The following is a 20,255-nucleotide window of genomic DNA, read 5'->3' as shown; positions in this document are numbered from 1 at the left end:
CGTGATCTCAGCGGGCGAAAGATCGTCCCAGCGAACCATCACTTACCCCTCCTTATGGTCGAACACGAATGTCCGGCGGCTGACTTCGCCTGTTTGAACGGATCATAGGCGCCGTCACTTTGGATAGACAAGACCAAACTTCGGACAAAAAAAGTTTGAAGTTACGCGAGGCTGGTGTGTTTGTCGCGGTTTTTGGGCGGGAGGGGTGGAAAAGCGCGCCATCACCGGCGTAGGGCGCAATAACCAACGGGCATTGCGCCGGGATGGGATGGAGACGGCGCAATGCGCTTTGCTCATTGCGCCCTACGGTTCTAGTCGGCGTAGGGCGCAATAACCAAAGGGCATTGCGCCGGGGGGGCGGCGGAGATGGCGCAATGCGCTTCGCTTATTGCGCCCTACGGCCCTACGGTCCTCGTACCCATTGTTTTCTGTTGGCAATACTCCGGTGGATGTTTATACTTTGTTTAAACTTCTGGAGTGAAAAATGGCTGAAGCGATTCTGGATATCAAACACTGGGGAAATAACCTCGGCGTCCGTTTGCCTGCCGCCGTGGCGAAAGAGGCGAATTTGCACGCCGACCAGCGGGTTCGCGTGACGGTGGAGGAAGGGCGGGTCGTCATCGACCCGATCAAGGATCAACTTCCGACACTGGAACAGCGGCTGTCGCTTTTTGATCCCGCTTTGCACGGCGGGGAGGCCATGCCTGTCAGCGAGCTGGGGGCCGAGCGGTGGTAGCCAGAAGGAAGGCCAACTGGGCTCCGGAACGGCAGGAGGTCATCTGGATCGATTGCAATCCCCAAGCCGGTACGGAAATGCGGGATCGTCATCCTTTTCTGGTGTTGTCGCCCCGCGCCTTCAATGAGCGGACTTCACTGGTGATCGGATTGCCGATGACGACGGCGGTCTATAACGCGAGCAACCCGTTTGCGGTGGTGGCGGGGATTGCCGGTGGCGCCAAATCCGGCAAGACCAGTTACGTACTTTGTCATCAACCCAAGTCATTCGACTGGCGGGTCCGCCAGGCAGCCCCTCATCCGATGGGCAATCTGGCCGATGCCCGCTTCGCAGAAGTCTGTGGCGTGCTGAATCAGATTATTCAGTTGGGTTGATCGGTGGTACGGACTGCTTGCGCGTCGGCGGCAGCGCGGTTCGGTTTTGGACCGATTGTTAGTGGCGACCGAAGGAGCGGTTGACTTAAAACCGTGTCCCGGTTTGTTTAGGACAAAAGTGGTCAGGTTCGATTTCAACGCGGCCGTAAGGTAGATGAGTCGCGCGTGTAGTTTGTAATTGAAATTCGAGCCAGGCCCCTTTTATGCTTTTGGCCTTGCTGCGGGAAAAACCGGACTGCTCGGCAAGCTCCGAGCGCGAAATACCGGACGACCAGAAAACCGTCTCCAGTACCGTGATCTCAGCGGGCGAAAGATCGTCCCAGCGAACCATCACTTACCCCTCCTTATGGTCGAACACGAATGTCCGGCGGCTGACTTCACCTGTTTGGAATGATCATAGGCGTCGTCACTTCGGATAGACAAGACCAAACTTCGGACAAAAAAAGTTTGAAGTTACGCGAGGCTGGTGTGTTTGTCGCGGTTTTTGGGCGGGAGGGGTGGAAAAGCGCGCCATCACCGGCGTAGGGCGCAATAACCAACGGGCATTGCGCCGGGATGGGATGGAGACGGCGCAATGCGCTTTGCTCATTGCGCCCTACGGTTCTGACTTCACCTGTTTGGATTGATCATAGGCGCCGTTACTTTGGATAGCCACGACCGAGCTTTGGCTAAAAAAGTCAGAAGTTAAGCGAGATTCGCGCGCTTGTCGCGTTTTTTTGGGCGGGATGGAGAGGAGAGGTGCGCCATCATCGGCGTAGGGCGCAATAACCAACGGGCATTGCGCCGGGATGCGGCGGAGACGGCGCAATGCGCTCCGCTTATTGCGCCCTACGGTCCTACGGTCCTGTGATGCTCGGCAGATCACGATCTTCTTTCATACGCGTGTTATCCATCCCGTCGAAAAAAAACCTGATCAAGCGTTGCGGCAACCAATCGAGCCGTCCAGGCAGGCTACCGGTGATAAACCCAACATGACCACCTTCGCGCGGCTGCTCCAGTGTTACGGCGGCCGATACTTCGCTCGGCCCAGGCAACGCGCGTCGCGGCAGGAAGGGGTCGTTGAGCGCGTTCATCACCAGTGTCGGTACGCGGATGCCACGTAGCCACGGTTTGCTCGAACAACGCGTCCAGTAGTCGTCGGCGCCGGCGAAGCCGTGCAGGGGCGCAGTGACGATGTCGTCGAACTCGAAGACCGTGCGTGCGCGGCTCAGCCGCTGTCCGTCAAAGAGACCAGGGAAGCGTTCGAGCTTGGCGGCGGCGTTCGGGATCAGCGTTTGCAGGAAGTGGCGCGTGTAGACGCGGTTGAAGCCGCGTGCGAGGTGGTGGCCGCAGGCGACGAGGTCGAGCGGGGCGCTGATGCCGGCCGCCGCGTCGACGATTCCACTGGCCGCCGACTCGCGTTCGCCAAGCCATTTCAGCAGTGCGTTGCCGCCCAGCGATACCCCGACTGCGTAGAGCGGCCGGTTTGCGTGAGTTTGCCGAATCCGACGAAGAACCCACTCGATCTCGTCGCTGTCGCCCGAGTGGTAGGCGCGCGGCAGGCGGTTCGGTTCGCCCGAACAGCCGCGAAAATGCACTACGACGCCGCCCCAGCCGACGGCGTCGAGTGCGTGCATCAGCGAAAGCGCGTAGTGGCTGGCCGAGTTGCCTTCAAGTCCGTGAAAAAGGACGACGAGCGGCGCGTCCGTGGGGAACGCGGGTCTTGCGGCGGTGGCGTTCCAGTCGAGATCAATGAAATCATCGTCCGGGGTTTCCCAGCGCTCGCGCAGGTAGGGGTAGGGCTGCGGCTTGATGAGCAGCGGGTAGATGGTCTGTGCGTGCCCGCCCGGTAGCCATTTGGGCGCCCGGTAGCCGGCCGCCGCAGGGCTCAATGCAGCGTCCGTCCGCTGCTTGAAGCGCTTTCGCCGAACGCCGCCTCGTGGCTGCCTTCGACCCCGGTCGAGGTATGGCGGGAGATGAGTCGCCAGCCGTTGGCGCTGCGCTGAAAGACGTTGGTCGATAGCACCGGGCCATGCGGCGTCGGGTCGTCGCCAACGAAGAGGACTTCGGTGACGCTATGCACGGCAATGATCGCGCTTTGCCAGCAGATGACACGTTGCGCATGCACGGTGAGGTTGGCGTTGGTGCTGAAGATCGTTTGCCAGCTCTCGCGGATGGCCGTCGAACCCGTCAGGCGCTGGCCGGTGGGGTGTATGCAGACGATTTCTTCTTCGTCGGACCAGACTTGCATGATCGCGTCGATGTCGCCACGCCCGATGGCTTCGTAAAACGCGTCTTCGGCCTCTTCGGCACTGGTGTAGATCGTGCTCATGGTGCGGTATCCGTGATGGCGTCGCGCACGCCTGCGCTTGCCTTGAGGCAGGCGTCGAGCACGCGCTGGGGTTCGAGTTTGTTGAGGCAGTCGAGATGCCCGAGCGGGCATTCGCGCTTGAAACAGGGACTGCAATCGAGATTGAGGCTGATGATCTGCGCGCGCTTCGATAGCGGCGGCGTGAAGCCGGGCGACGAGGAGCCGTAGACGGCGATCAGCGGCCGGTCGAGCGCTGCAGCCACGTGCATCAGCCCTGAGTCGTTGCAGACGACGAAGTCGGCGGCGGCGATGAGGTCGATGGCTTGCGTCAACGATGTGGCGCCGCACAGGTTTCGCGGCGCGGCAGCGGGCGAAGCGAGCTGGATGATCTCGTCGCCGATCGCCTTGTCCTTCGGAGAGCCGAGCAGCCACACGGCGTAGCCGCGCGCGTGCAGCGCATCGGCGAGCGCGGCGAAGTGCCTCGCCGGCCAGCGCTTGGCCGGGCCGTATTCGGCGCCGGGGCAGAAGACGGCGATCTTGTCAGGGCGCGCCGCTATACCGAACGTTGCCAGCGCGGAGAGCGTCGTCGACTGCTGTTCGCGGCTCGACGCCAAGCGCGGGTTCTGCAGCGGACGCGGCAACGGTGCGCCGGGCGTTTCGGCAAGCTGGGCGAAGCGCTCGGCCATTTGGGGCAGCGCGGCTTCGTCGAGCGTATGACGGCGGTTGATCAGCCCGTAGCGTGCCTCACCGGTGAAGCCGACGCGTTCCGGGATGCCGGCCAGAAACGGAATGAGCGCCGATTTGAGCGAATTGGGCAGGACGTAGGCGCGCTGGTAGCCGGCTTTCGCCAGCTGGCGCGCGAGCGCATAGCGTGCGCCGAACGAGAGTTCGCCGTGGGCGAACGGGTTGTCGATGATCTGTGCGATCTCGGGCATGCGTTGCAGGGTCGGCGCGACCCAGCGCGGCGCGAGCGCATCGAGTTGCAGGCCGGGTGTTTTTTCGTGCAGCCGCATGAACAGCGGCTGCGCCATGACCGTGTCGCCGATCCAGGCGGGCGCGACGATCAGGGCGCGCGGCATCAGTGGCCCTTCGGCGCTTCGCCCTTGAAGACGTAGTGCGTGCTGCAGTACGGGCAGGTGACTTCGCCGGTGTGGACGACGTCGAGGAAGACTCGCGGGTGCTGGTTCCACAGCGGCGCGTTCGGCGTCGGGCAGTGCAGCGGCAGGTCGTGGGCGGTGACTTCGACGGTTTTACGAGCGGATTTTTCAGCCATGACAATTCCCTGAATTTTGTGAGCGGTGGTTTAGACGTAGGCGAGCCAGTCGTCGTGTGCCGGCACGCGGCCGTTGACGCAGTCGAAGAACAGGCTCTGGAGCTGGGTGGTGATCGGGCCGCGGCGGCCGGCGCCGATCTGCCGGTTGTCGAGTTCGCGGATTGGCGTCACCTCAGCGGCGGTGCCGGTGAAGAAGGCTTCGTCGGCGCAATAGACCTCGTCGCGCGTGATGCGCTTCTCGATCACCTGGAGGCCGAGTTCGTCGGCCAGCGTCAGCACCGTGGCGCGCGTGATGCCTTCGAGGCAGGAGGTGAGGTCGGGCGTGTACAGCTTGCCGCCCTTGACGATGAAGATGTTCTCGCCGGCACCCTCGGCGACGTAGCCGTCGACGTCGAGCAGCAGCGCTTCGTCGTAACCGTCGTGCGCGACTTCCTGGTGCGCGAGGATCGAATTCGTGTAGGTGCCGACCGACTTCGAGCGGCACATGTTGATGTTGACGTGGTGGCGGGTGAAGGACGAGGTCTTGACGCGGATGCCCTTCTCCATGCCTTCGGCACCGAGGTAGGCGCCCCACGGCCAGGCGGCGATGGCGACGTGCACCGAAAGCTTGTTGGCGGCGATGCCCATCGCCTCGGAGCCGTAGAAGACGATCGGGCGGATGTAGCACGATTCGAGCTGGTTGGCGCGCACGACTTCCTTCTGCGCCTCGATGATCGTCGCCTTGTCCCACGGCATCTTCATCTGGAAGATGTAGGCCGAGTTGAACAGGCGGTTGGTGTGTTCCTGCAGGCGGAAGATGGCGGTGCCTTTTTCAGCCTTGTAGGCACGGACGCCTTCGAAAACGCCCATGCCGTAGTGCAGCGTGTGGGTCAGGACGTGCGTCGTCGCGTTACGCCAGGGCACCAGTTTTCCGTCGTGCCAGATGAAGCCGTCGCGATCCGCCATTGACATCTTTTTTCTCCGTCCGCCGCAGGAATTGAAACCGGAATTCTAGCCGAATTCATGGCCCCGATGGCGGTAAAATGGGCGCTTTGCCCGATCCACGAGGCTTGCAAGATGGTCTGGAAACCCAATGTCACTGTCGCCGCCGTGATCGAACGCGACGGCAAATTCCTGCTCGTCGAAGAAGAAACCGATGACGGTATCCGCTTCAATCAGCCGGCCGGTCACCTTGAATGCCGCGAGGCGTTGACCGACGCGGTGATCCGCGAAGCGCTGGAAGAAACCGGCTATGCGTTCGACCCGAAATTCATCGTCGGCATCTATAACTGGCGCAACGAAGCGAAGGATATTACCTATCTGCGTTTCGCCTTCGGCGGCGAAATCGTCGGCCACGATGCCGGGCGCAAGCTGGACGCAGGGATCATTGCCGCGCACTGGTTGACGCTCGACGAGATCCGCGCGCTGAAGGATCGCCATCGCAGTCCGCTGATTCTGCACTGCATCGAGGATTGGCAGGCCGGCAAGCGTTATCCGCTCGAACTGGTGACGCACTACGCATGAAACTGCTGCCGCTGTTTCTGATGTGCTGCGCCTTGTCGGCCGGCGCGGTCGAGCGGGTGTCGGTCTGTTTCAACTACGGTTGTCTTGCGCAATCCGAGGTGGAAATCAGCGATGAACGGCTGGCTGAAATCGGCCGCCTGCTCAAGGTTGCAGGCGATGCCGAGAGCGAGCGCAAGGCCATTTCCACGGCAGTCGGCCGCATGCTGGCGTGGGCGGGGGAGCAATCACCGATTAGAGCCGATCGCGGCGGCAATTACGCCGACGAAGGCGTCTATGGAAGGATGGACTGCATCGACCACTCGACGACGACGACGCGGCTGCTGCGCTTGATCGAGGCCAAGGGCATGCTGCGCTTTCACCACGTGCTCGACCCCGCCTTGCGCCGACGCTTTTTGCTCTTCGAGCACTATTCAGCGTTGATCGAGGAACGCGAGCCAGGCGCCAGCGATTGCGGGTGCGATGGTGAGACGGAGACGGATCCGTCGAAGCAATTCGTCGTCGATAGCTGGTTTTTTGATAATGGCCATGCCGCTGCGGTGATGCCGCTGGCGCGCTGGAAATCGGGTGAAAGTCCAGGAGAAAGTCCAAATGAAAACGAGTGAAAGCAAGGGAAAGACGGTGGTCGTCGGCCTCTCGGGCGGCGTTGATTCGTCGGTCGCCGCCTTGCTGCTCAAGCAACAGGGATGGAACGTCGTCGGCCTGTTCATGAAGAACTGGGAAGACGATGACGACGACGAGTATTGCTCGACGCGGCAGGACCTGATCGACGTGATGAGCGTCGCCGACACGATCGGCATCGACGTCGAGGTCGTCAATTTTGCCAAGGAGTATCGCGAGCGCGTCTTCTCGATCTTCCTCGATGAGTACAAGGCCGGACGCACGCCAAATCCCGACGTGCTGTGCAATTCGGAGATCAAGTTCAAGGCTTTCCTCGACCACGCGCTGCAGATGGGGGCAGACAAGATCGCGACCGGCCACTACGCCGGCGTGCGCGAATCGAACGATGGCAACGGCAAGTTCCAGCTGCTCAAAGCCGAGGACGGCACCAAGGACCAAAGCTACTTCCTGCATCGACTCAACCAGGCGCAGCTGTCGAAGGCACTCTTTCCACTGGCCGACATCTACAAGCGCGACGTGCGCAAGATGGCCGAGGACGCCGGCCTGCACGTGGCGGTGAAAAAGGATTCGACCGGTATCTGCTTCATCGGCGAACGGCCGTTCAAGGAATTCCTGATGCGCTACCTGCCGCCGAAGAAGGGCGAAATCCGCTGTCTCGACGACGAGCGCGTCGTCGGCGAACACGACGGGCTGACCTTCCATACGCTCGGCCAGCGCAAGGGTTTGCATATCGGCGGTACGAAGAAATACGCGAAGGACGGCGAGCACGACGCCTGGTTTGTCGCCCGGAAGGACATGGCCAACAACGTCCTCTACGTCGTCCAGGGGCACGACCATCCGGCGCTGCTTTCGGAACAACTCAACGCCAACCAGCTGTCCTGGATATCGGGCGAGCAGCCGCACACGCACTGGGTGTACGCCGCCAAGACGCGCTATCGCCAGCCGGATGCACCGTGCGAGATCGAGCGCGTCGATGCCGACTCGTGCCAAATCAACTTCGCCGAGCCGCAGTGGGCCGTGACGCCGGGTCAATCGGTGGTGGTGTATGAAAGCCGGGTTTGTCTCGGCGGAGGAATCATTCTTTGACGGCGGCAGCGAGCATCGCTGCCTTCTTCGCCGAACGGCTGAGCGACCTGCTCTCGGTCGTGATCCTGGCCGCGGTCGGGCTGTGGGCCTACGCGGCCGCGCGGCCGCAGAGATGGGCGCAACTGCTCGTCAAGCTGTGCGAGATCGTGCTGCACTTTCGCCGCTGCTTCAGCCTGCCGGCGATGACGATGGACCTCGGCGCCGTCTTCCTGGCGAGGCATCGCTGATGGCGCTGCGTGCGTGGGGGCAGCTACCGGCCGAACCCGCTGCCGCCGAGCGTTGGCTGACCGATCGTGCGGCGCGCCTGCCGGTGGTCGAGACGACGATGCTGGCCTACGGCAACGGGCGCAGCTACGGCGACGTCGGCCTCAACAGCGGCGGCACGCTGCTGCACACGCGCGGGCTCGACCGCTTCATCGCCTTCGATGGGACGACCGGCGTGCTGACCTGCGAAGCCGGCGTGCTGCTCTCGGAAATCCTCGATCTCTTCGTGCCGCGCGGCTGGTTCCTGCCGGTGACGCCGGGCACGCGCTTCGTCACCGTCGGCGGCGCCATCGCCAACGACGTGCATAGCAAGAACCACCACGGCGCCGGCACCTTCGGCTGTCATGTGCGGCGCTTTGAACTGCTGCGCTCGGACGGCTCGCGTCTGCTCTGTTCGCCCGACGAAAACCCGAAGTGGTTCGCCGCAACGATCGGCGGCCTCGGGCTGACCGGTCTGGTCACCTGGGTCGAGATGACCTTGAAGCCGATTACCGGCGTCGGCATCGCCGTGCGCAACAGGCGCTTCACCGGCCTCGACGCCTTTTTCGAGCTGAACGCCGAGGCCGAGGCGCAGCATGAATACACGGTCGCGTGGATCGACTGCCTGGCCAAGACGCCGCGCGGCATTTTCATGGCCGGCGACCATTCGAGCGGGCGCGGATTTCCGCCGCGCCACAAGAAGCCGCTGAGCGTGCCGCTGACGCCGCCGGTGTCGCTGATCAACGGCCTCTCGCTCCGCCTGTTCAACCAGATGTATTTCAACCGGCCGCTGGCCGAGAGCGGCGTCGTTCATTACGAACCGTTCTTCTACCCGCTCGACGGCGTGCTGCACTGGAATCGCGCCTACGGCAAGGCGGGCTTCTTCCAATACCAGTTCGTGCTGCCGATGCAGGCGCGCGAGGCGCTCGACGACGTGCTCGGGGCGATCGCCGCGAGCGGGCAGGGGTCGCTCCTCGCGGTGTTGAAGACCTTTGGCGACAGACCGAGCCCGGGAATGCTCTCCTTCCCGATGCCCGGCGTCACGCTGGCGCTGGACTTCCCGAACAGAGGCGCGGCGACGCTGGCGCTGTTCGACCAGCTCGACACGATCATCGACCGCGCCGGCGGGCGACTCTATCCGGCCAAGGACGCGCGCATGAGCGCGGCATTTTTCCAGAACAGCTACCCGGGGCTCGACGACTTCGAGCCCTTCATCGACCCGAAGTTTTCCTCGGATTTCGCGCGGCGGGTGTTGAGATGAACGGCAGAGATCGTGGTGGTGATTCACGGCCGAATATCCGTTCGTGGTGAACTTGTCCCACAGGGGGATTTCCTTCGGGGCATCGAACCATGAACGGACTCCGGAGCCATGGCATCCCGCCCTTCGACAGGCTCAGGGCGAGCGGCGCTGGGGGTTCTGCAGTCACTCACAAGGACGTCGATAAATGGCGGAGAAGAAAATGAAGAAAATCCTGATCATCGGCGCCACCTCGGCGATCGCCGAAGCGACGGCGCGGCTGTGGGCGGCGCGCGGTGCGGCGCTGTTTCTCGGCGGGCGGCGCGCCGAGCGCCTGGAAACGATCGCCGCCGACCTGCGCGTGCGTGGCGCCGCTTCGGTCGACTGCTTCGCGATGGACGCCTGCGACGCGGCGGCTCACGAAACCATGCTGCGGGCAGCGGAAAAAGCGCTGGGCGGACTTGACGTCACGCTCATCGCGCACGGTTCGCTGCCGGACCAGAAAGCCTGCGAAGCGTCGGTCGAACTGACGCTGAAGGAGATCGACACCAACGCCCTGTCGGTGATCACGCTGGCGACGCGGCTGGCCGAGCGCTTCGAGAAGCAGGGTAGCGGCACACTGGCCGTGATCAGTTCGGTGGCCGGTGACCGCGGTCGGCAGAGCAACTACGTCTATGGCGCCGCCAAGGGCATGGTCAGTCTCTTCCTGCAGGGCTTGCGCAACCGGCTGGCGAGAAAGGGCGTTCAGGTCGTGACGATCAAGCCGGGATTCGTCGATACGCCGATGACTGCCGCCTTTCCGAAAGGCGCGCTGTGGGCCAAGCCGGAAACCATCGCGCGCGGTATCGTCAGGGCGGTGGAGCGCGGCGCCGATGAAGTCTATCTGCCGGGATTCTGGCGCATCATCATGCTCGTCATCCGGCACATTCCGGAACGCGTATTCAAGAGAATGGCGCTTTAGGCATATGGTATATAAGGAAAAAACTCTGTTTGGCGCGATGTCCGTCGGCGACGAGGCGCAAGTCTCGCCGAGTGTTTGCTCTTCCTTACACCTTTTGTCGGAATTTTTTACAGTCATCCTTTCGGCTTTGTTCACCCGCTTTGATTTGTGCTCGTAAGTTCAGGATTGTTATAACGAAAGTGTCATTGGTATGGTCTGTGCTTATCGTTGTGTGTGTTGGCGGGTTGGTTTTAACCCATGAGCCTTTTGCGACAACCAGATTATGGACAGATGAGTAAATCGATGAAGACTAAATTCCAATATGCATGCAGTGTGATGGCGGTGGCCGGCGGCTTGTTCTCCGGCGCGGCGCACGCGACCCTGACCGGCCTGTCCTGCTCGACGACCGATGTGAGTGTGACAAGCGTCGCCCAGTACTCGGATACGAGCAGCTCAGCAAAGCTCGGTAAGCCGCAGGAAGCGAACATTAGTTCGGCGGCTTGTCTCGGTGCGTACGTCGGCAATGACGCTTTCTATCCGACGACCAACCTTGGCTACGCCGGTGATGGCATCCTCAACGGTGGCACGCAGGCCAAGACCGGGGAGATTCTGTTCCCGAATCCGCCGGGTGCGTTCGTTACGCCGACTTATCCGTTGCATGACCTCGATGGCGATGGCCAGGTGAACGACCCGGGCTGGATCATGCTCGGCAAGTTCGAGCCGTTGTTTGAGGGCGGCCCCTTTGTCTTCTCACCGAATGCGGTTGGCGGCGATAGCAGCATCGTCCTGAGCACGTTCTTCAGCGCAACGATCACCGGCGCCGGCGTCGGCACCTGGGCCTTCACGCCGGACGCGACCGTCGCCCAGCGCGCCAGCGCCATGCTCGGGAAAAACTACTTTGATCAGTTCGCACTCGTCTTCAAGGCGGGCGACGAGTTCGCGGTGTATGACTTCACGGCCGCACAGTTTGGCGTGGCGCATCCTTCGGCCGAAGAGCCGATCCTGAACTTCTTCGGAACCTACGATACGCGGACGACGTTGCGGGCCGGCGGGGCGGATGGCAGCAAGAATCCGGCCGGACTCTCGCACATCAGCATCTGGGTGCGCGATCCTGGTCCTGGAGGGAGCGTACCCGAACCGGCGACGCTCGTCCTGTTCGGCATCGCGGCGCTGGGTGTTGCGGCGGTGCGCAAGTACAAAGCCTGACCGTCGTCATCGGCGGAACACTTGGAGGTGTAAGTCCTCTACTCGCCCGGCAAGGGGAAGAGTTGGCTGAACGGCAAGGGTAACTGAAAATCTGGAGGAAGCCGAAGGAAAAGCGCTGGCCTGACGAACACCTCGGCCCCCCTTGAGGGGGAGGAAGCGGATATGAAGCGTTGCAGCGGGGTGAGGCGGCCAATATCGTCAAAGCCCGAAACTTGCACGGAACGCTGTGGCGAAAATCCGACGCTGACGGATCGACTGATCCAGCAAGCATTGCATCAGGTGCTCTCACCGATTTTCGAAGCGGATTTCTCCGAGTCGAGCTACGGCTTCCGACCGGGAGGGCTGCCCATCAGGCGGTCAAGGCGGCGAAGCAATATGCTGCCCAAGGCCTGCGCGTGGTGGTGGGCATGGATCTGGAGAAGTTTTTCGACCGGGTCAATCACAACCACCTGATGGCGAAGTTGGCGAAGAAGATCGGAGATGGGCGGGGCCTGGCCGGTATCGGCCAGATCCTGACCGATCGGCTCAAGCTCACGGTCAATGAGGCCAAGAACGCGGTCGCACGACCGAAGAACTGAACCCGGTGCTACGGGGTTGGGCGGCGTGCTTCAAGCTGGCCGAGACTAATCGGGCACTGGAGGACCTCGACGGTTGGCTCAGGCGCAAGCTGCGCTGCATCCTGTGGCCGCAGAGGAGGCGCCCATATACTCGCGCCAGAAACCTGATGAAAGCGGGGCTGAGCCAGCGCCGTTTGATCAAATGTCATTTCACCCATCGGGTGTCTCTCCATGTCCGTTGCAAACCCTTGCCAAGGCAAATTTTGCACTGATTTCGCAGCGGCCAACTGAGGAAAACAGGATAAACAAGCGGGAACCAGGCATGACGGGTCTATCGCCGTCGCAATCCTGCCATCGGCGGGCAGTACATCCGTCGAGGCCGGCGGCGAACCAGAAGGAAGCGTCGCTTTGGTGGATTTTGAGTTTTTCCGCAGAACCCGACTTTCCCCCGGTCTCTGCTACAGCCCGAAGATCTCGATCAGCTGCCGGGCGACGCCGTCTTCGTCGCAGTGCTGGGCGACCGGGTATTCCGGCAGCGCGCGCTTGAGGCGCTCGGTCGCGTTGTCCATGACGAAACCCCTAGCGGCCATGGTCAGCATTTCGAAGTCGTTCATGCCGTCACCGAAGGCGATCGCGTCGTCGATGCCGAGGCCGAATCCGGCGAGCGCTTCCCTGGCTGAGTTGCCCTTGTTGACGTTGGCGGCCATCACTTCGAGGCAGTCGTCGCGCGAGAAGACGATGCTTGCTTCGTCCGGGTAGCGCTCGAACAGAAAACGTTCAAGGCCGAGCAGCGCCTGGTGTTCGCCGGTGAAGCAGAATTTGTGGATGCCGGTCATGTCGATCTGCGACAGATCGGCGACCGTGTAGAGAAAGCCCGAATCCTTGTGGAATTCGAGCAACTCGGGCACCTCGCGCGCCAGATACCAGTCGTTGCGCGTGTAGATGTTGGCATCGTAGTCCCGATTGCCGTCCGATATCCGGATCAGGTCTTCGGCCATTTCGGGCGCCAGCGTGTATTGGAAGAGCAGGCTGTCGTCGGCGGCGGAGACGAGCGCGCCGTTCGACGTGATCAGCTCGCATTCGAAGCCCATGGTCTGGCGGATGCCCTGGACGTCGATGATGTGGCGTCCGGTGGCGACGATGAACTTCACGCCGCCGTCGATCAGCGTCTTGAGCGTCGCGCGCGTGAAGTCGGAGACCTGGTGCTGGCTGTTCAGCAGGGTGCCGTCCAGATCCGAGATGACTGCTTTGTACATTTTGATTTACCTGAAAGCTGCGTTTTCATGGAATGAGAGGCGAGGAGTTTACTCCTCCCGGAGACAGACAAAAAAATCCCCGCGAAGTTGTCGCGGGGACTGAAATCTCGAAGGGGTACTTCGAGACGGAGGGTGATGCGGAGGAGATGAGATGTAAATTCACTGAAACCTGTTGAAACCGCTTTCTGCTACCCAGTTATCGAGAGTCACAAAAGTGACTGAAACCCCGGTTTCCGTTCGTGGTGAGCCTGTCGAATCCTGCCCTGAGCCAGTCGAAGGGCATGAACAGGCGCCCGTGTGGCGTCGTGCCCTTCGACAAGCTCAGGGCGAACGGGGGAGGTATTCAGTCACCGGTACGAACCTCAATAAGGCGACTTAACCCAGCATGTAGCGCTGGAAGACGAGTGCGTCCTGCGCCTGCTTGTCCATTTCGGCCTCGTTCGCACCTTCGGAGAGGTCGCGCCAGACCTTGATGTCGGAGCCGACGGTGCCGCCCATCTTGATGAACGGTTCCATGACGACGGTGCCGTTGTAGCCGATGTCGCGCAGCGCTTCGCCGATCTCGCGCCACGGCGTGCGGCCCTTGCCCGGAACGCGGCGGTTGCATTCGCCGGTATGCAGGTGGCCGAGCAGCGAGCCGGCGGTGCGGATGGCGCCGCCGATGCTGTCTTCCTCGATGTTCATGTGGAAGGTGTCGAGCATGACCTTGACGTTGGGCTTGCCGACTTCCTTGACGAAGGCGACGCCTTCGGCGGCCGTGTTCAGCACGTGGTTCTCGAAGCGGTTCAGGACTTCCATGCAGAGGTTGATGCCGAGATCGTTGGCGAAGTCGGCGATGCCGGCGATGCCTTCGATGCCGCGCGCGCGGTCGCCGATCTTGTCGACCGGCTTCGAGTAGTCGATCGGCCAGTACGAGTAGAGCGCGCCGCCGATCAGGTGGACGTCGAGCTTGGCGATGTTGGTCAGCGTTTCACGGAAGAAGGCGTCACCGGCCTTGCGCACCGCGGCGTCGGCTGAGGAGAGGTTCTTCTCCTTCGTAGGGCCGATGCCGGCGGTCAGGATGATGCCGTTATCCTTGGCGCACTGGCGGATGGCGGCGAGCTGTTGCGCGTTGTAGGAGTTGATGTGGTGCGCCGCGATCTCGAGCACGTCGAAGCCGAGCTTCGCGACTTTCTCGATGTAGTAAAGGAAGTCGCCGTTCCATTCGTTTTCCCAGAACGCGTAGTAGATGCCGTGTTTCATTCGTTTGCCCTTTCCAGTGGTGTTGCCAGTAAAACCATCATTCAGTCCGGGCCGGGGCGGGTTGCTCGCCATGACCTTCGCAGGATCACGGCGAGCGTCCTTCGCTAATCCTGCCTGGCCTGCTCCAAAACAGCATCGACGACCGCCGGCGCAAACACCGCGTCGCTGACCAGTTGCGCCGCGCCCATCAGCCCGGCGTCGTGTCCCACCGTGCTCGTTGCAATCTGCAGGTTGCGCGTGGCGAGCGGCAGCGAGCGGCGATAGACCGTTTCGCGCACGGCGGCGAGTACGTAGCCCTGGCACAGCGCCAGTTCGCCGCCGAGAACGACGAGCGACGGGTTGAGCAGGCTCACGGCGACGGCGACCGATTCGCCGATCAGCCGGCCTGACGTTTGCAGCAACTCGACCGCGTCGCGCACGCCTTGCTGCGCCAGCGCGGCGATGTCGCGCACGTTGTCGGCTTTGTAACCACGCGCCGTGAGATCGCGACAGATCGCCCAGCCCGAGGCGTAAGCCTCCAGACAGCCGGTATTGCCGCAACGGCAGATTTCCGTGTGTTCGGGTTCGATGTTGCCGACGAAAAGGTGGCCAAGGTCGCCCGCCGCGCCTTGCGCGCCGCGCTGCAGCGTACCGTCCATGATCAGGCCGGTGCCGATGCCGGTACTGATCTTGATGAACAGCATGTGCGTCACGTCCGGCCAGGCGCCGCGGTGTTCGCCGAGCGCCATCAGGTTGGCGTCCTTGTCGACGACGATCGGGCACGTGTACTCGGCGGCGAAGAAGTCTGGCACGCGGTAGCCGTCCCAGCCGGTCATGATCGGTGGGCGAACGACGCGGCCTTCGGCGAACTCCACCGGGCCTGGCACGCCAATGCCGATGCCCTTGACGTCGGCGCGCGTGCGCTTCACTTCGGCGAGCAGCTGGTCGAAATGCGCCATGACCGCGCCGAGCACGACCGTCGGCCCGTCGGCCACCGAAACGCCGTGGCTCTGGCGCGCGAGGATCGTCCGACCCATGTCGCACACGGCGACCTGCATGGCGCCGGCGCCGATCGAAGCGAGCAGCATCACGCCCGCGTCGGCATTGATCTGGAAAGCGCCGGCCGGACGCCCGCCAGTCGAGCTTTCTGTCGCCGCCGGCGCGATGTAGCCGTGCGCGATCAGCGCATCAAGGCGCTGCGCCACCGTTGAACGGGAGAGGCCCGTCACCGCCATGATCTGCGCGCGCGTGACCGCCTCGCCTGATCTGATCAGCGCGAGGATTCCACCCGGACCGGCAGTAGCCGCCACATTCAGCATCGTTGAATTGCCCAAAGACATTCTTGTAACCCCCTGTGCGAAAGCCGTTCGCGATTCATCAAGTAATCGTGAATCATAGCTTTTGCCGCAGTGAGAGTCACAACGGACGGTTTTTTACAGTTGTTCTTACCATTCAGAATACAACTACTGTGTTGTGAAGTGTTGACTTTTGCGTAACAGTTACACAATGTGCACACATGCACTGCAAATAAGCAACCGAATAACTCACGAAAACTGGAGATACGGAATGTCAGGCGCGAAGGACGCAACGATTGCCGAAACCTACAAAGACCGGCTCAACGCCCTCAGGAATGGTGGCGGGCGCAAGATTCTCGGCATCGTCGGCCCACCCGGCTGCGGCAAATCGACGCTCGCCGCCGCGCTGCTCGACCTGCTCGGCGACGATGCGGTGGCGGTGCCGATGGACGGCTACCACCTGGCCAACGTCGAACTCGCCCGTCTCGGCCGCGCCGGGCGCAAGGGCGCCGAAGACACCTTCGACAGCGCCGGCTACGTTTCTCTGCTGCGTCGCCTGAAAAACCAGCAGGGCAACGAGATCGTCTATGCCCCCGAATTCCGGCGCGAGATCGAGGAGCCGATCGCCAACGCAATCCCTGTTTTCCCCGAGACACAGCTTGTCATTACCGAGGGCAATTACCTGCTGCTCGACCACGGCCACTGGGCCGGCGTCTCCGAACTGCTCGACGAGATCTGGTACGTCGATATCGATCACTCCGTGCGTCGCGAGCGCCTCGTCAAGCGTCACATGCACTTCGGCCGCTCGCAGAACGCGGCGGAAGACTGGGTTGCCAATACCGATGAACCGAACGCCGTCCGGATCGAGGCGACAAAGCACCGAGCCGACGTCCTTTTCAACTGGGAAGGAGAGTGACCACCGCACACAGGCCGCAGTTAGCAAGTGAAGAGTTTCATGGCGCAGGGTCGGCGTCCGGGGCAGGGTTGGCAACACTTGGACGACGAATCATGAAGTAAGGCGGCTCCCACGAGCCTCACAATTTTTCAGGAGAACCCGTAATGAAGAAAATGACGAAACTGGTTGGTGCAATGATCGTGACCGGTATGCTGGCCTTTGGCGCAACGGGCGCGCGCGCAGCGGACGACATCGCGGTCGTGGTCAAGATCGGCGGTATCCCATGGTTCAACTCGATGGAGCAGGGGATCAAGAAGGCCGGCGGCGAACTCGGCGTCAATGCCTGGATGGTTGGCCCGACCGAAGCCGACGCAGCCCAACAGGTTCGCGCCGTCGAAGACCTGATCGCCCGCAAGGCCAAGGTCATCGCCGTTGTTCCGAACGACGCGAAGGCACTGGAGCCCGTCTTCAAGCGCGCCCACGATGCCGGCATCAAGGTGCTGACGCACGAATCGCCCGAGCAGAAGGGTGCTGACTGGAACATCGAGCTGACCACGGTTGAAGGTTTCGGCGAGACGCACATGGAAGCGCTGGCCAAGGCGATGGGCGGCAAGGGCAAGTACGCGGTGTACGTCGGTTCGCTGACCGTTCCGCTGCACAACGCCTGGGCTGACGCCGCGATCGCCTATCAGAAGAAGAAGTACCCGGAAATGAAGCTCGTCGCCGACCGCTTTGGCGTTGCCGAGAGCCTGGACGACACCTATCGCACGACGCAGGACTTGATGCGCGCCAACGCCGATCTCGGCGGTATCGTTGCCTTCGGCAGCCAGGGCCCGATCGGCGCCGGCAAGGCCGTTCTCGATGCGAAGAAGACCGCCAAGGTCGCCGTCGTCGGCCCGTTCTCCCCGGGTCAAGGCGCCAAGCTGATCAAGGACGGCGCGATTCGTGAAGGCTTCATCTGGAATCCGTCGCTCGCCGGTGAGGTCATCGTGCACGTTGCCAAGATGGTCATCGATGGCAAGGAACCGACCGACGGTATGGAAATCCCGGGTCTCGGCAAGGTCGTCGTCGACAAGGCCACCAAGAACATCCGTGGTCAGAAGCTTGAGGCCATCAACAAGGGCTCGATCGACAAGCTCGTCGGCATGGGTCTTTGATTTGGAAGCATTGCGGTAAGTATTGAGGATCGTGGTTGTGCCTGTTCTCCGTTCGTGGTGAGCTTGTCGAATCCTGTCCTGAGCCTGCCGAAGGGCATGAACCGGCGCAGGGCGTGCATCTCGCCCTTCGACGGGCTCAGGGCGAACGGTGGAAGAGAACCGTCCGTCAGTATCACGAGCCTCAAGTCTAGTCTGAAGCAAACGAGCCTGACTCGCCGCTGCCCCTGTTGGCAGATCGGGTCGGGCTCGCGAATGAGGTCGAAACACCCGCAGCACCATCGTCCCGCATTGCCCGGAAGTCACCGGAATCAGCCCGCAGCAGCAAGGAGCAATCACAATGAGCGAGTCCGTCGTTCAACCCAGCACCGCGGAGAAGAAGCCCTTCGTCCGCATGCGCAACGCAACCCAGAAGTTCGCCGGCGTCACGGCGCTCTACGCACTCGACTGGGACATCGTCCCCGGTGAGGTCCACTGCCTGATGGGCGAGAACGGTTGCGGCAAATCGACCGCGATCAAGATTCTTTCCGGGGTGAACATTCCCGAGCCGGAAACGATCATCGAAATCGACGGCAAGGAATACTCGCGTCTCACGCCGGCGCAATCGAAGGCGCTGGGTCTGCACGTGATCTACCAGGATCTCTCGCTGTTTCCGAATCTGACCGTCGCCGAGAACATCGCGATGGAAGATGCGCTGCACAGCCTCGGCAAGCTGGTGCATCGCGACCAGATGGTCACGCGCGCCAAAGCGGCGCTCAAGCGCCTCGATGTCGAGCTGCCGCTCGATGAGAAGGTCGGCAACCTGCCGATCGCCCAACGCCAGCTCGTCGCCATCTGCCGCGGCCTCGCGTCGGATGCGCGCCTCTTGTTCATGGACGAACCGACGGCGTCGCTGACCCGTTCCGAAGTCAACTCGCTGCTTGACGTCGTGCGTCGCCTCAAGAAGGACGGCATCGCCGTCGTCTTCGTCAGCCACCGCCTTGACGAAGTGGTCGAAATCGCCGAGCGCGTCACCGTGCTGCGCGACGGCCGCAAGCTGGGCACCTACCCGGCGGAAACGCTGAACGACAAGAAGCTCGGTGAGTTGATGACCGGGCTGCAGATCGAACACAAGGTGCGCGCGCAGGATCGCAGCGCGGCCGAAAAAGTCCTCGAAGTGAACCAGCTGACCCGGCGCGGCGAATATCGCGACGTCAGCTTCACCGTGCACAAGGGCGAAGTTCTCGGCATCACCGGTCTCCTCGGCGCAGGCCGGACCGAATTGGCGTTGAGCATCTTCGGCATGAGTCCGCCCGATGGCGGCGAGATCCGCCTCTCGGGACAGCCGATGCAGGCGCGCTCCAACCGTCAGGCCATCGACGCCGGTATCGCCTACGTTTCGGAAGATCGTCTGTCGATTGGCGTCAATATGCGCCAGTCGGTGCAGGACAACATGGTGCTCGCCGTGCTGCATCGCCTTGCGTCGAAGATCGGCTGGGTCTCACCGGCGAGCCGCCACGATACGGCGGCGAAATGGCGCGACAAGCTGCGCATCAAGATTCCCGCGCTCGAAGCGCCGGTGAGCCAGCTCTCCGGCGGCAACCAGCAACGCGTGGTGCTCGCCAAGTGGCTGGCGACCGAGCCCAGGCTCCTGATCCTCGATTCGCCGACGGTCGGTGTCGACATCGGCAACAAGCAGGGCATCTACGAGATCGTGCACAGCCTCGCCGATCTCGGCATGAGCGTGCTGATGATTTCCGATGAGGTGCCCGAGGTCTATTACAACTGCGACCGCGTGCTGCACATGCGCGGCGGCCAAATCATCGACGAGTTTGTTCCGGGGCGTGACTCGGAAGACCACATCCGGGAGAAGATCTATGCATAGTCTTATGAAGCGCTTCAAGCGCAGCTCCGAAGCCTACCTGATGGCGGTGATCCTGCTCTTCGTCGTCATCCTCGGCGTCGCGACGCCCGACTTCCTGACGCTGAACAACTGGGTCGACCTCATCGAGAGCTACTCGGTGACGGCGATCCTCGCCATCGGCCTCTTCGTCGTGCTCGTTACCGGCGGCATCGACATCTCCTTCGCCGCCACAGCGTCGGTCGCGCAGTACGTCGCGGCCTACGCGGCGGTGCGCATGAACCTGCCGCCGCCGGTCGTCCTGCTGGTTGGCGTGATGGTCGGCACCGTGCTCGGCTTCTTCAACGCCATCCTGATCGACCGCCTGCGCGCCACCGCGATCATCATCACCATCTCGTCGATGAGCGTCTATTTCGCGCTGCTCATGTACTTCACCGGCGGCAAGTCGATCTACGGTCTGCCCGGCTGGTGGAGCGATTCGATGGTGCTGTTCGAAGTGGCGACCGGGCCGGACCAGTCGGCGCGCTTCAC

Annotated in this window: 24 protein-coding genes; 15 read left to right on the top strand and 9 right to left on the bottom strand. The window is 62.2% G+C overall.

Annotated features, from left to right (window positions below):
- Positions 1 to 484: 484 nt before the first annotated feature.
- Together KBA32_RS09845 and KBA32_RS09840 are read left to right on the top strand one after the other, a co-directional pair.
- The gene (locus KBA32_RS09845; protein WP_294358212.1) at positions 485 to 736 is read left to right on the top strand and encodes an AbrB/MazE/SpoVT family DNA-binding domain-containing protein; all 252 of its coding nucleotides are present in this window, start codon (positions 485 to 487) and stop codon (positions 734 to 736) included.
- Positions 730 to 1,110: a type II toxin-antitoxin system PemK/MazF family toxin gene (locus KBA32_RS09840; protein ID WP_294358209.1), complete on the top strand. Its 381-nt coding sequence runs from the start codon at positions 730 to 732 to the stop codon at positions 1,108 to 1,110. Before KBA32_RS09845 ends, KBA32_RS09840 begins: the two co-directional genes overlap by 7 nt.
- A gap of 85 nt (positions 1,111 to 1,195) precedes the next feature.
- Here the strand turns inward: KBA32_RS09840 and KBA32_RS09835 are convergent, their stop codons facing one another.
- From KBA32_RS09835 to KBA32_RS09810, 6 genes are all read right to left on the bottom strand, one after another.
- The gene (locus KBA32_RS09835; protein ID WP_294358206.1) at positions 1,196 to 1,441 is read right to left on the bottom strand and encodes a hypothetical protein; all 246 of its coding nucleotides are present in this window, start codon (positions 1,439 to 1,441) and stop codon (positions 1,196 to 1,198) included.
- Between the two features lie 505 nt (positions 1,442 to 1,946).
- Positions 1,947 to 2,981, bottom strand: coding sequence for a hydrolase (locus tag KBA32_RS09830; protein WP_294358203.1), 1,035 nt, complete (start codon positions 2,979 to 2,981; stop codon positions 1,947 to 1,949).
- The gene (locus KBA32_RS09825) at positions 2,978 to 3,421 is read right to left on the bottom strand and encodes a nuclear transport factor 2 family protein (protein WP_294358201.1); all 444 of its coding nucleotides are present in this window, start codon (positions 3,419 to 3,421) and stop codon (positions 2,978 to 2,980) included. Before KBA32_RS09825 ends, KBA32_RS09830 begins: the two co-directional genes overlap by 4 nt.
- Positions 3,418 to 4,479: a lipopolysaccharide heptosyltransferase II gene (waaF, locus tag KBA32_RS09820; protein WP_294358199.1), complete on the bottom strand. Its 1,062-nt coding sequence runs from the start codon at positions 4,477 to 4,479 to the stop codon at positions 3,418 to 3,420. Before waaF ends, KBA32_RS09825 begins: the two co-directional genes overlap by 4 nt.
- Complete coding sequence (locus KBA32_RS09815) at positions 4,479 to 4,673, bottom strand: zinc-finger domain-containing protein (RefSeq protein ID WP_294358198.1); 195 nt, start codon at positions 4,671 to 4,673, stop codon at positions 4,479 to 4,481. The genes waaF and KBA32_RS09815 overlap by 1 nt, the downstream gene beginning before the upstream one ends.
- Before the next feature lie 30 nt (positions 4,674 to 4,703).
- Positions 4,704 to 5,624: a branched-chain amino acid transaminase gene (locus KBA32_RS09810; protein WP_294358195.1), complete on the bottom strand. Its 921-nt coding sequence runs from the start codon at positions 5,622 to 5,624 to the stop codon at positions 4,704 to 4,706.
- A 105-nt stretch (positions 5,625 to 5,729) separates the two neighbouring features.
- Between KBA32_RS09810 and KBA32_RS09805 the strand changes: the two genes are divergently transcribed.
- The 9 genes from KBA32_RS09805 (at position 5,730) to KBA32_RS17125 (ending at position 12,335) form a co-directional block, all read left to right on the top strand.
- Entirely contained in the window at positions 5,730 to 6,176 is a 447-nt protein-coding gene (locus KBA32_RS09805) for an NUDIX hydrolase (protein ID WP_294358190.1), read from the top strand.
- Positions 6,177 to 6,208: 32 nt separating this feature from the next.
- Positions 6,209 to 6,778, top strand: a complete 570-nt coding sequence (locus KBA32_RS09800) for a hypothetical protein (protein WP_294358187.1) — start codon at positions 6,209 to 6,211, stop codon at positions 6,776 to 6,778.
- Positions 6,765 to 7,880, top strand: coding sequence for a tRNA 2-thiouridine(34) synthase MnmA (gene mnmA / locus KBA32_RS09795; RefSeq protein ID WP_294358185.1), 1,116 nt, complete (start codon positions 6,765 to 6,767; stop codon positions 7,878 to 7,880). Before KBA32_RS09800 ends, mnmA begins: the two co-directional genes overlap by 14 nt.
- The gene (locus KBA32_RS09790; RefSeq protein ID WP_294358181.1) at positions 7,877 to 8,107 is read left to right on the top strand and encodes a YggT family protein; all 231 of its coding nucleotides are present in this window, start codon (positions 7,877 to 7,879) and stop codon (positions 8,105 to 8,107) included. The genes mnmA and KBA32_RS09790 overlap by 4 nt, the downstream gene beginning before the upstream one ends.
- A complete protein-coding gene (locus KBA32_RS09785) occupies positions 8,107 to 9,384 on the top strand; it encodes an FAD-binding oxidoreductase (RefSeq protein WP_294358177.1) in 1,278 nt (425 codons plus the stop codon). Before KBA32_RS09790 ends, KBA32_RS09785 begins: the two co-directional genes overlap by 1 nt.
- A gap of 184 nt (positions 9,385 to 9,568) precedes the next feature.
- Entirely contained in the window at positions 9,569 to 10,321 is a 753-nt protein-coding gene (locus KBA32_RS09780) for an SDR family oxidoreductase (protein WP_294358174.1), read from the top strand.
- A gap of 282 nt (positions 10,322 to 10,603) precedes the next feature.
- Positions 10,604 to 11,506 carry a PEP-CTERM sorting domain-containing protein gene (locus tag KBA32_RS09775; RefSeq protein WP_294358172.1) on the top strand — a complete coding sequence of 301 codons (903 nt, stop codon included), beginning with the start codon at positions 10,604 to 10,606 and terminating at the stop codon, positions 11,504 to 11,506.
- 170 nt (positions 11,507 to 11,676) lie between these two features.
- On the top strand, positions 11,677 to 12,084 hold the full coding sequence (locus KBA32_RS09770; protein WP_294358169.1) for a hypothetical protein: 408 nt from the start codon (positions 11,677 to 11,679) through the stop codon (positions 12,082 to 12,084).
- 5 nt (positions 12,085 to 12,089) lie between these two features.
- Positions 12,090 to 12,335: a group II intron maturase-specific domain-containing protein gene (locus tag KBA32_RS17125; RefSeq protein ID WP_367113770.1), complete on the top strand. Its 246-nt coding sequence runs from the start codon at positions 12,090 to 12,092 to the stop codon at positions 12,333 to 12,335.
- 186 nt (positions 12,336 to 12,521) lie between these two features.
- Here KBA32_RS17125 and KBA32_RS09765 read toward each other — a convergent pair whose 3' ends face one another.
- The 3 genes from KBA32_RS09765 to KBA32_RS09755 all read right to left on the bottom strand — a co-directional run bounded on the left by KBA32_RS09765 (position 12,522) and on the right by KBA32_RS09755 (position 15,850).
- Positions 12,522 to 13,319, bottom strand: a complete 798-nt coding sequence (locus KBA32_RS09765; RefSeq protein ID WP_294358166.1) for a Cof-type HAD-IIB family hydrolase — start codon at positions 13,317 to 13,319, stop codon at positions 12,522 to 12,524.
- Positions 13,320 to 13,694: 375 nt separating this feature from the next.
- Positions 13,695 to 14,561 (bottom strand): sugar phosphate isomerase/epimerase, encoded by an 867-nt coding sequence (locus tag KBA32_RS09760; protein ID WP_294358163.1) that lies wholly within the window; start codon positions 14,559 to 14,561, stop codon positions 13,695 to 13,697.
- 104 nt (positions 14,562 to 14,665) lie between these two features.
- Entirely contained in the window at positions 14,666 to 15,850 is a 1,185-nt protein-coding gene (locus tag KBA32_RS09755) for an ROK family transcriptional regulator (protein ID WP_294358160.1), read from the bottom strand.
- Positions 15,851 to 16,106: 256 nt separating this feature from the next.
- On the opposite strand from KBA32_RS09755, the gene KBA32_RS09750 reads away from it, so the two are divergent.
- The 4 genes from KBA32_RS09750 to KBA32_RS09735 form a co-directional block, all read left to right on the top strand.
- Positions 16,107 to 16,751, top strand: a complete 645-nt coding sequence (locus KBA32_RS09750) for a nucleoside/nucleotide kinase family protein (protein WP_294358153.1) — start codon at positions 16,107 to 16,109, stop codon at positions 16,749 to 16,751.
- A 143-nt stretch (positions 16,752 to 16,894) separates the two neighbouring features.
- Positions 16,895 to 17,887, top strand: coding sequence for a substrate-binding domain-containing protein (locus tag KBA32_RS09745; protein WP_294358149.1), 993 nt, complete (start codon positions 16,895 to 16,897; stop codon positions 17,885 to 17,887).
- 337 nt (positions 17,888 to 18,224) lie between these two features.
- Positions 18,225 to 19,748, top strand: a complete 1,524-nt coding sequence (locus KBA32_RS09740) for a sugar ABC transporter ATP-binding protein (protein WP_294358147.1) — start codon at positions 18,225 to 18,227, stop codon at positions 19,746 to 19,748.
- Positions 19,741 to 20,255 (top strand): hypothetical protein (locus tag KBA32_RS09735; protein ID WP_294358144.1); only part of this gene is annotated, 515 nt, incomplete at its 3' end. The genes KBA32_RS09740 and KBA32_RS09735, both read left to right, overlap by 8 nt.

Origin of the sequence: Propionivibrio sp. (assembly GCF_017995515.1) — a bacterium.
In the GTDB taxonomy this organism is placed as follows: domain Bacteria; phylum Pseudomonadota; class Gammaproteobacteria; order Burkholderiales; family Rhodocyclaceae; genus Propionivibrio.
This window is presented reverse-complemented; position numbering and strand designations above follow the sequence as displayed.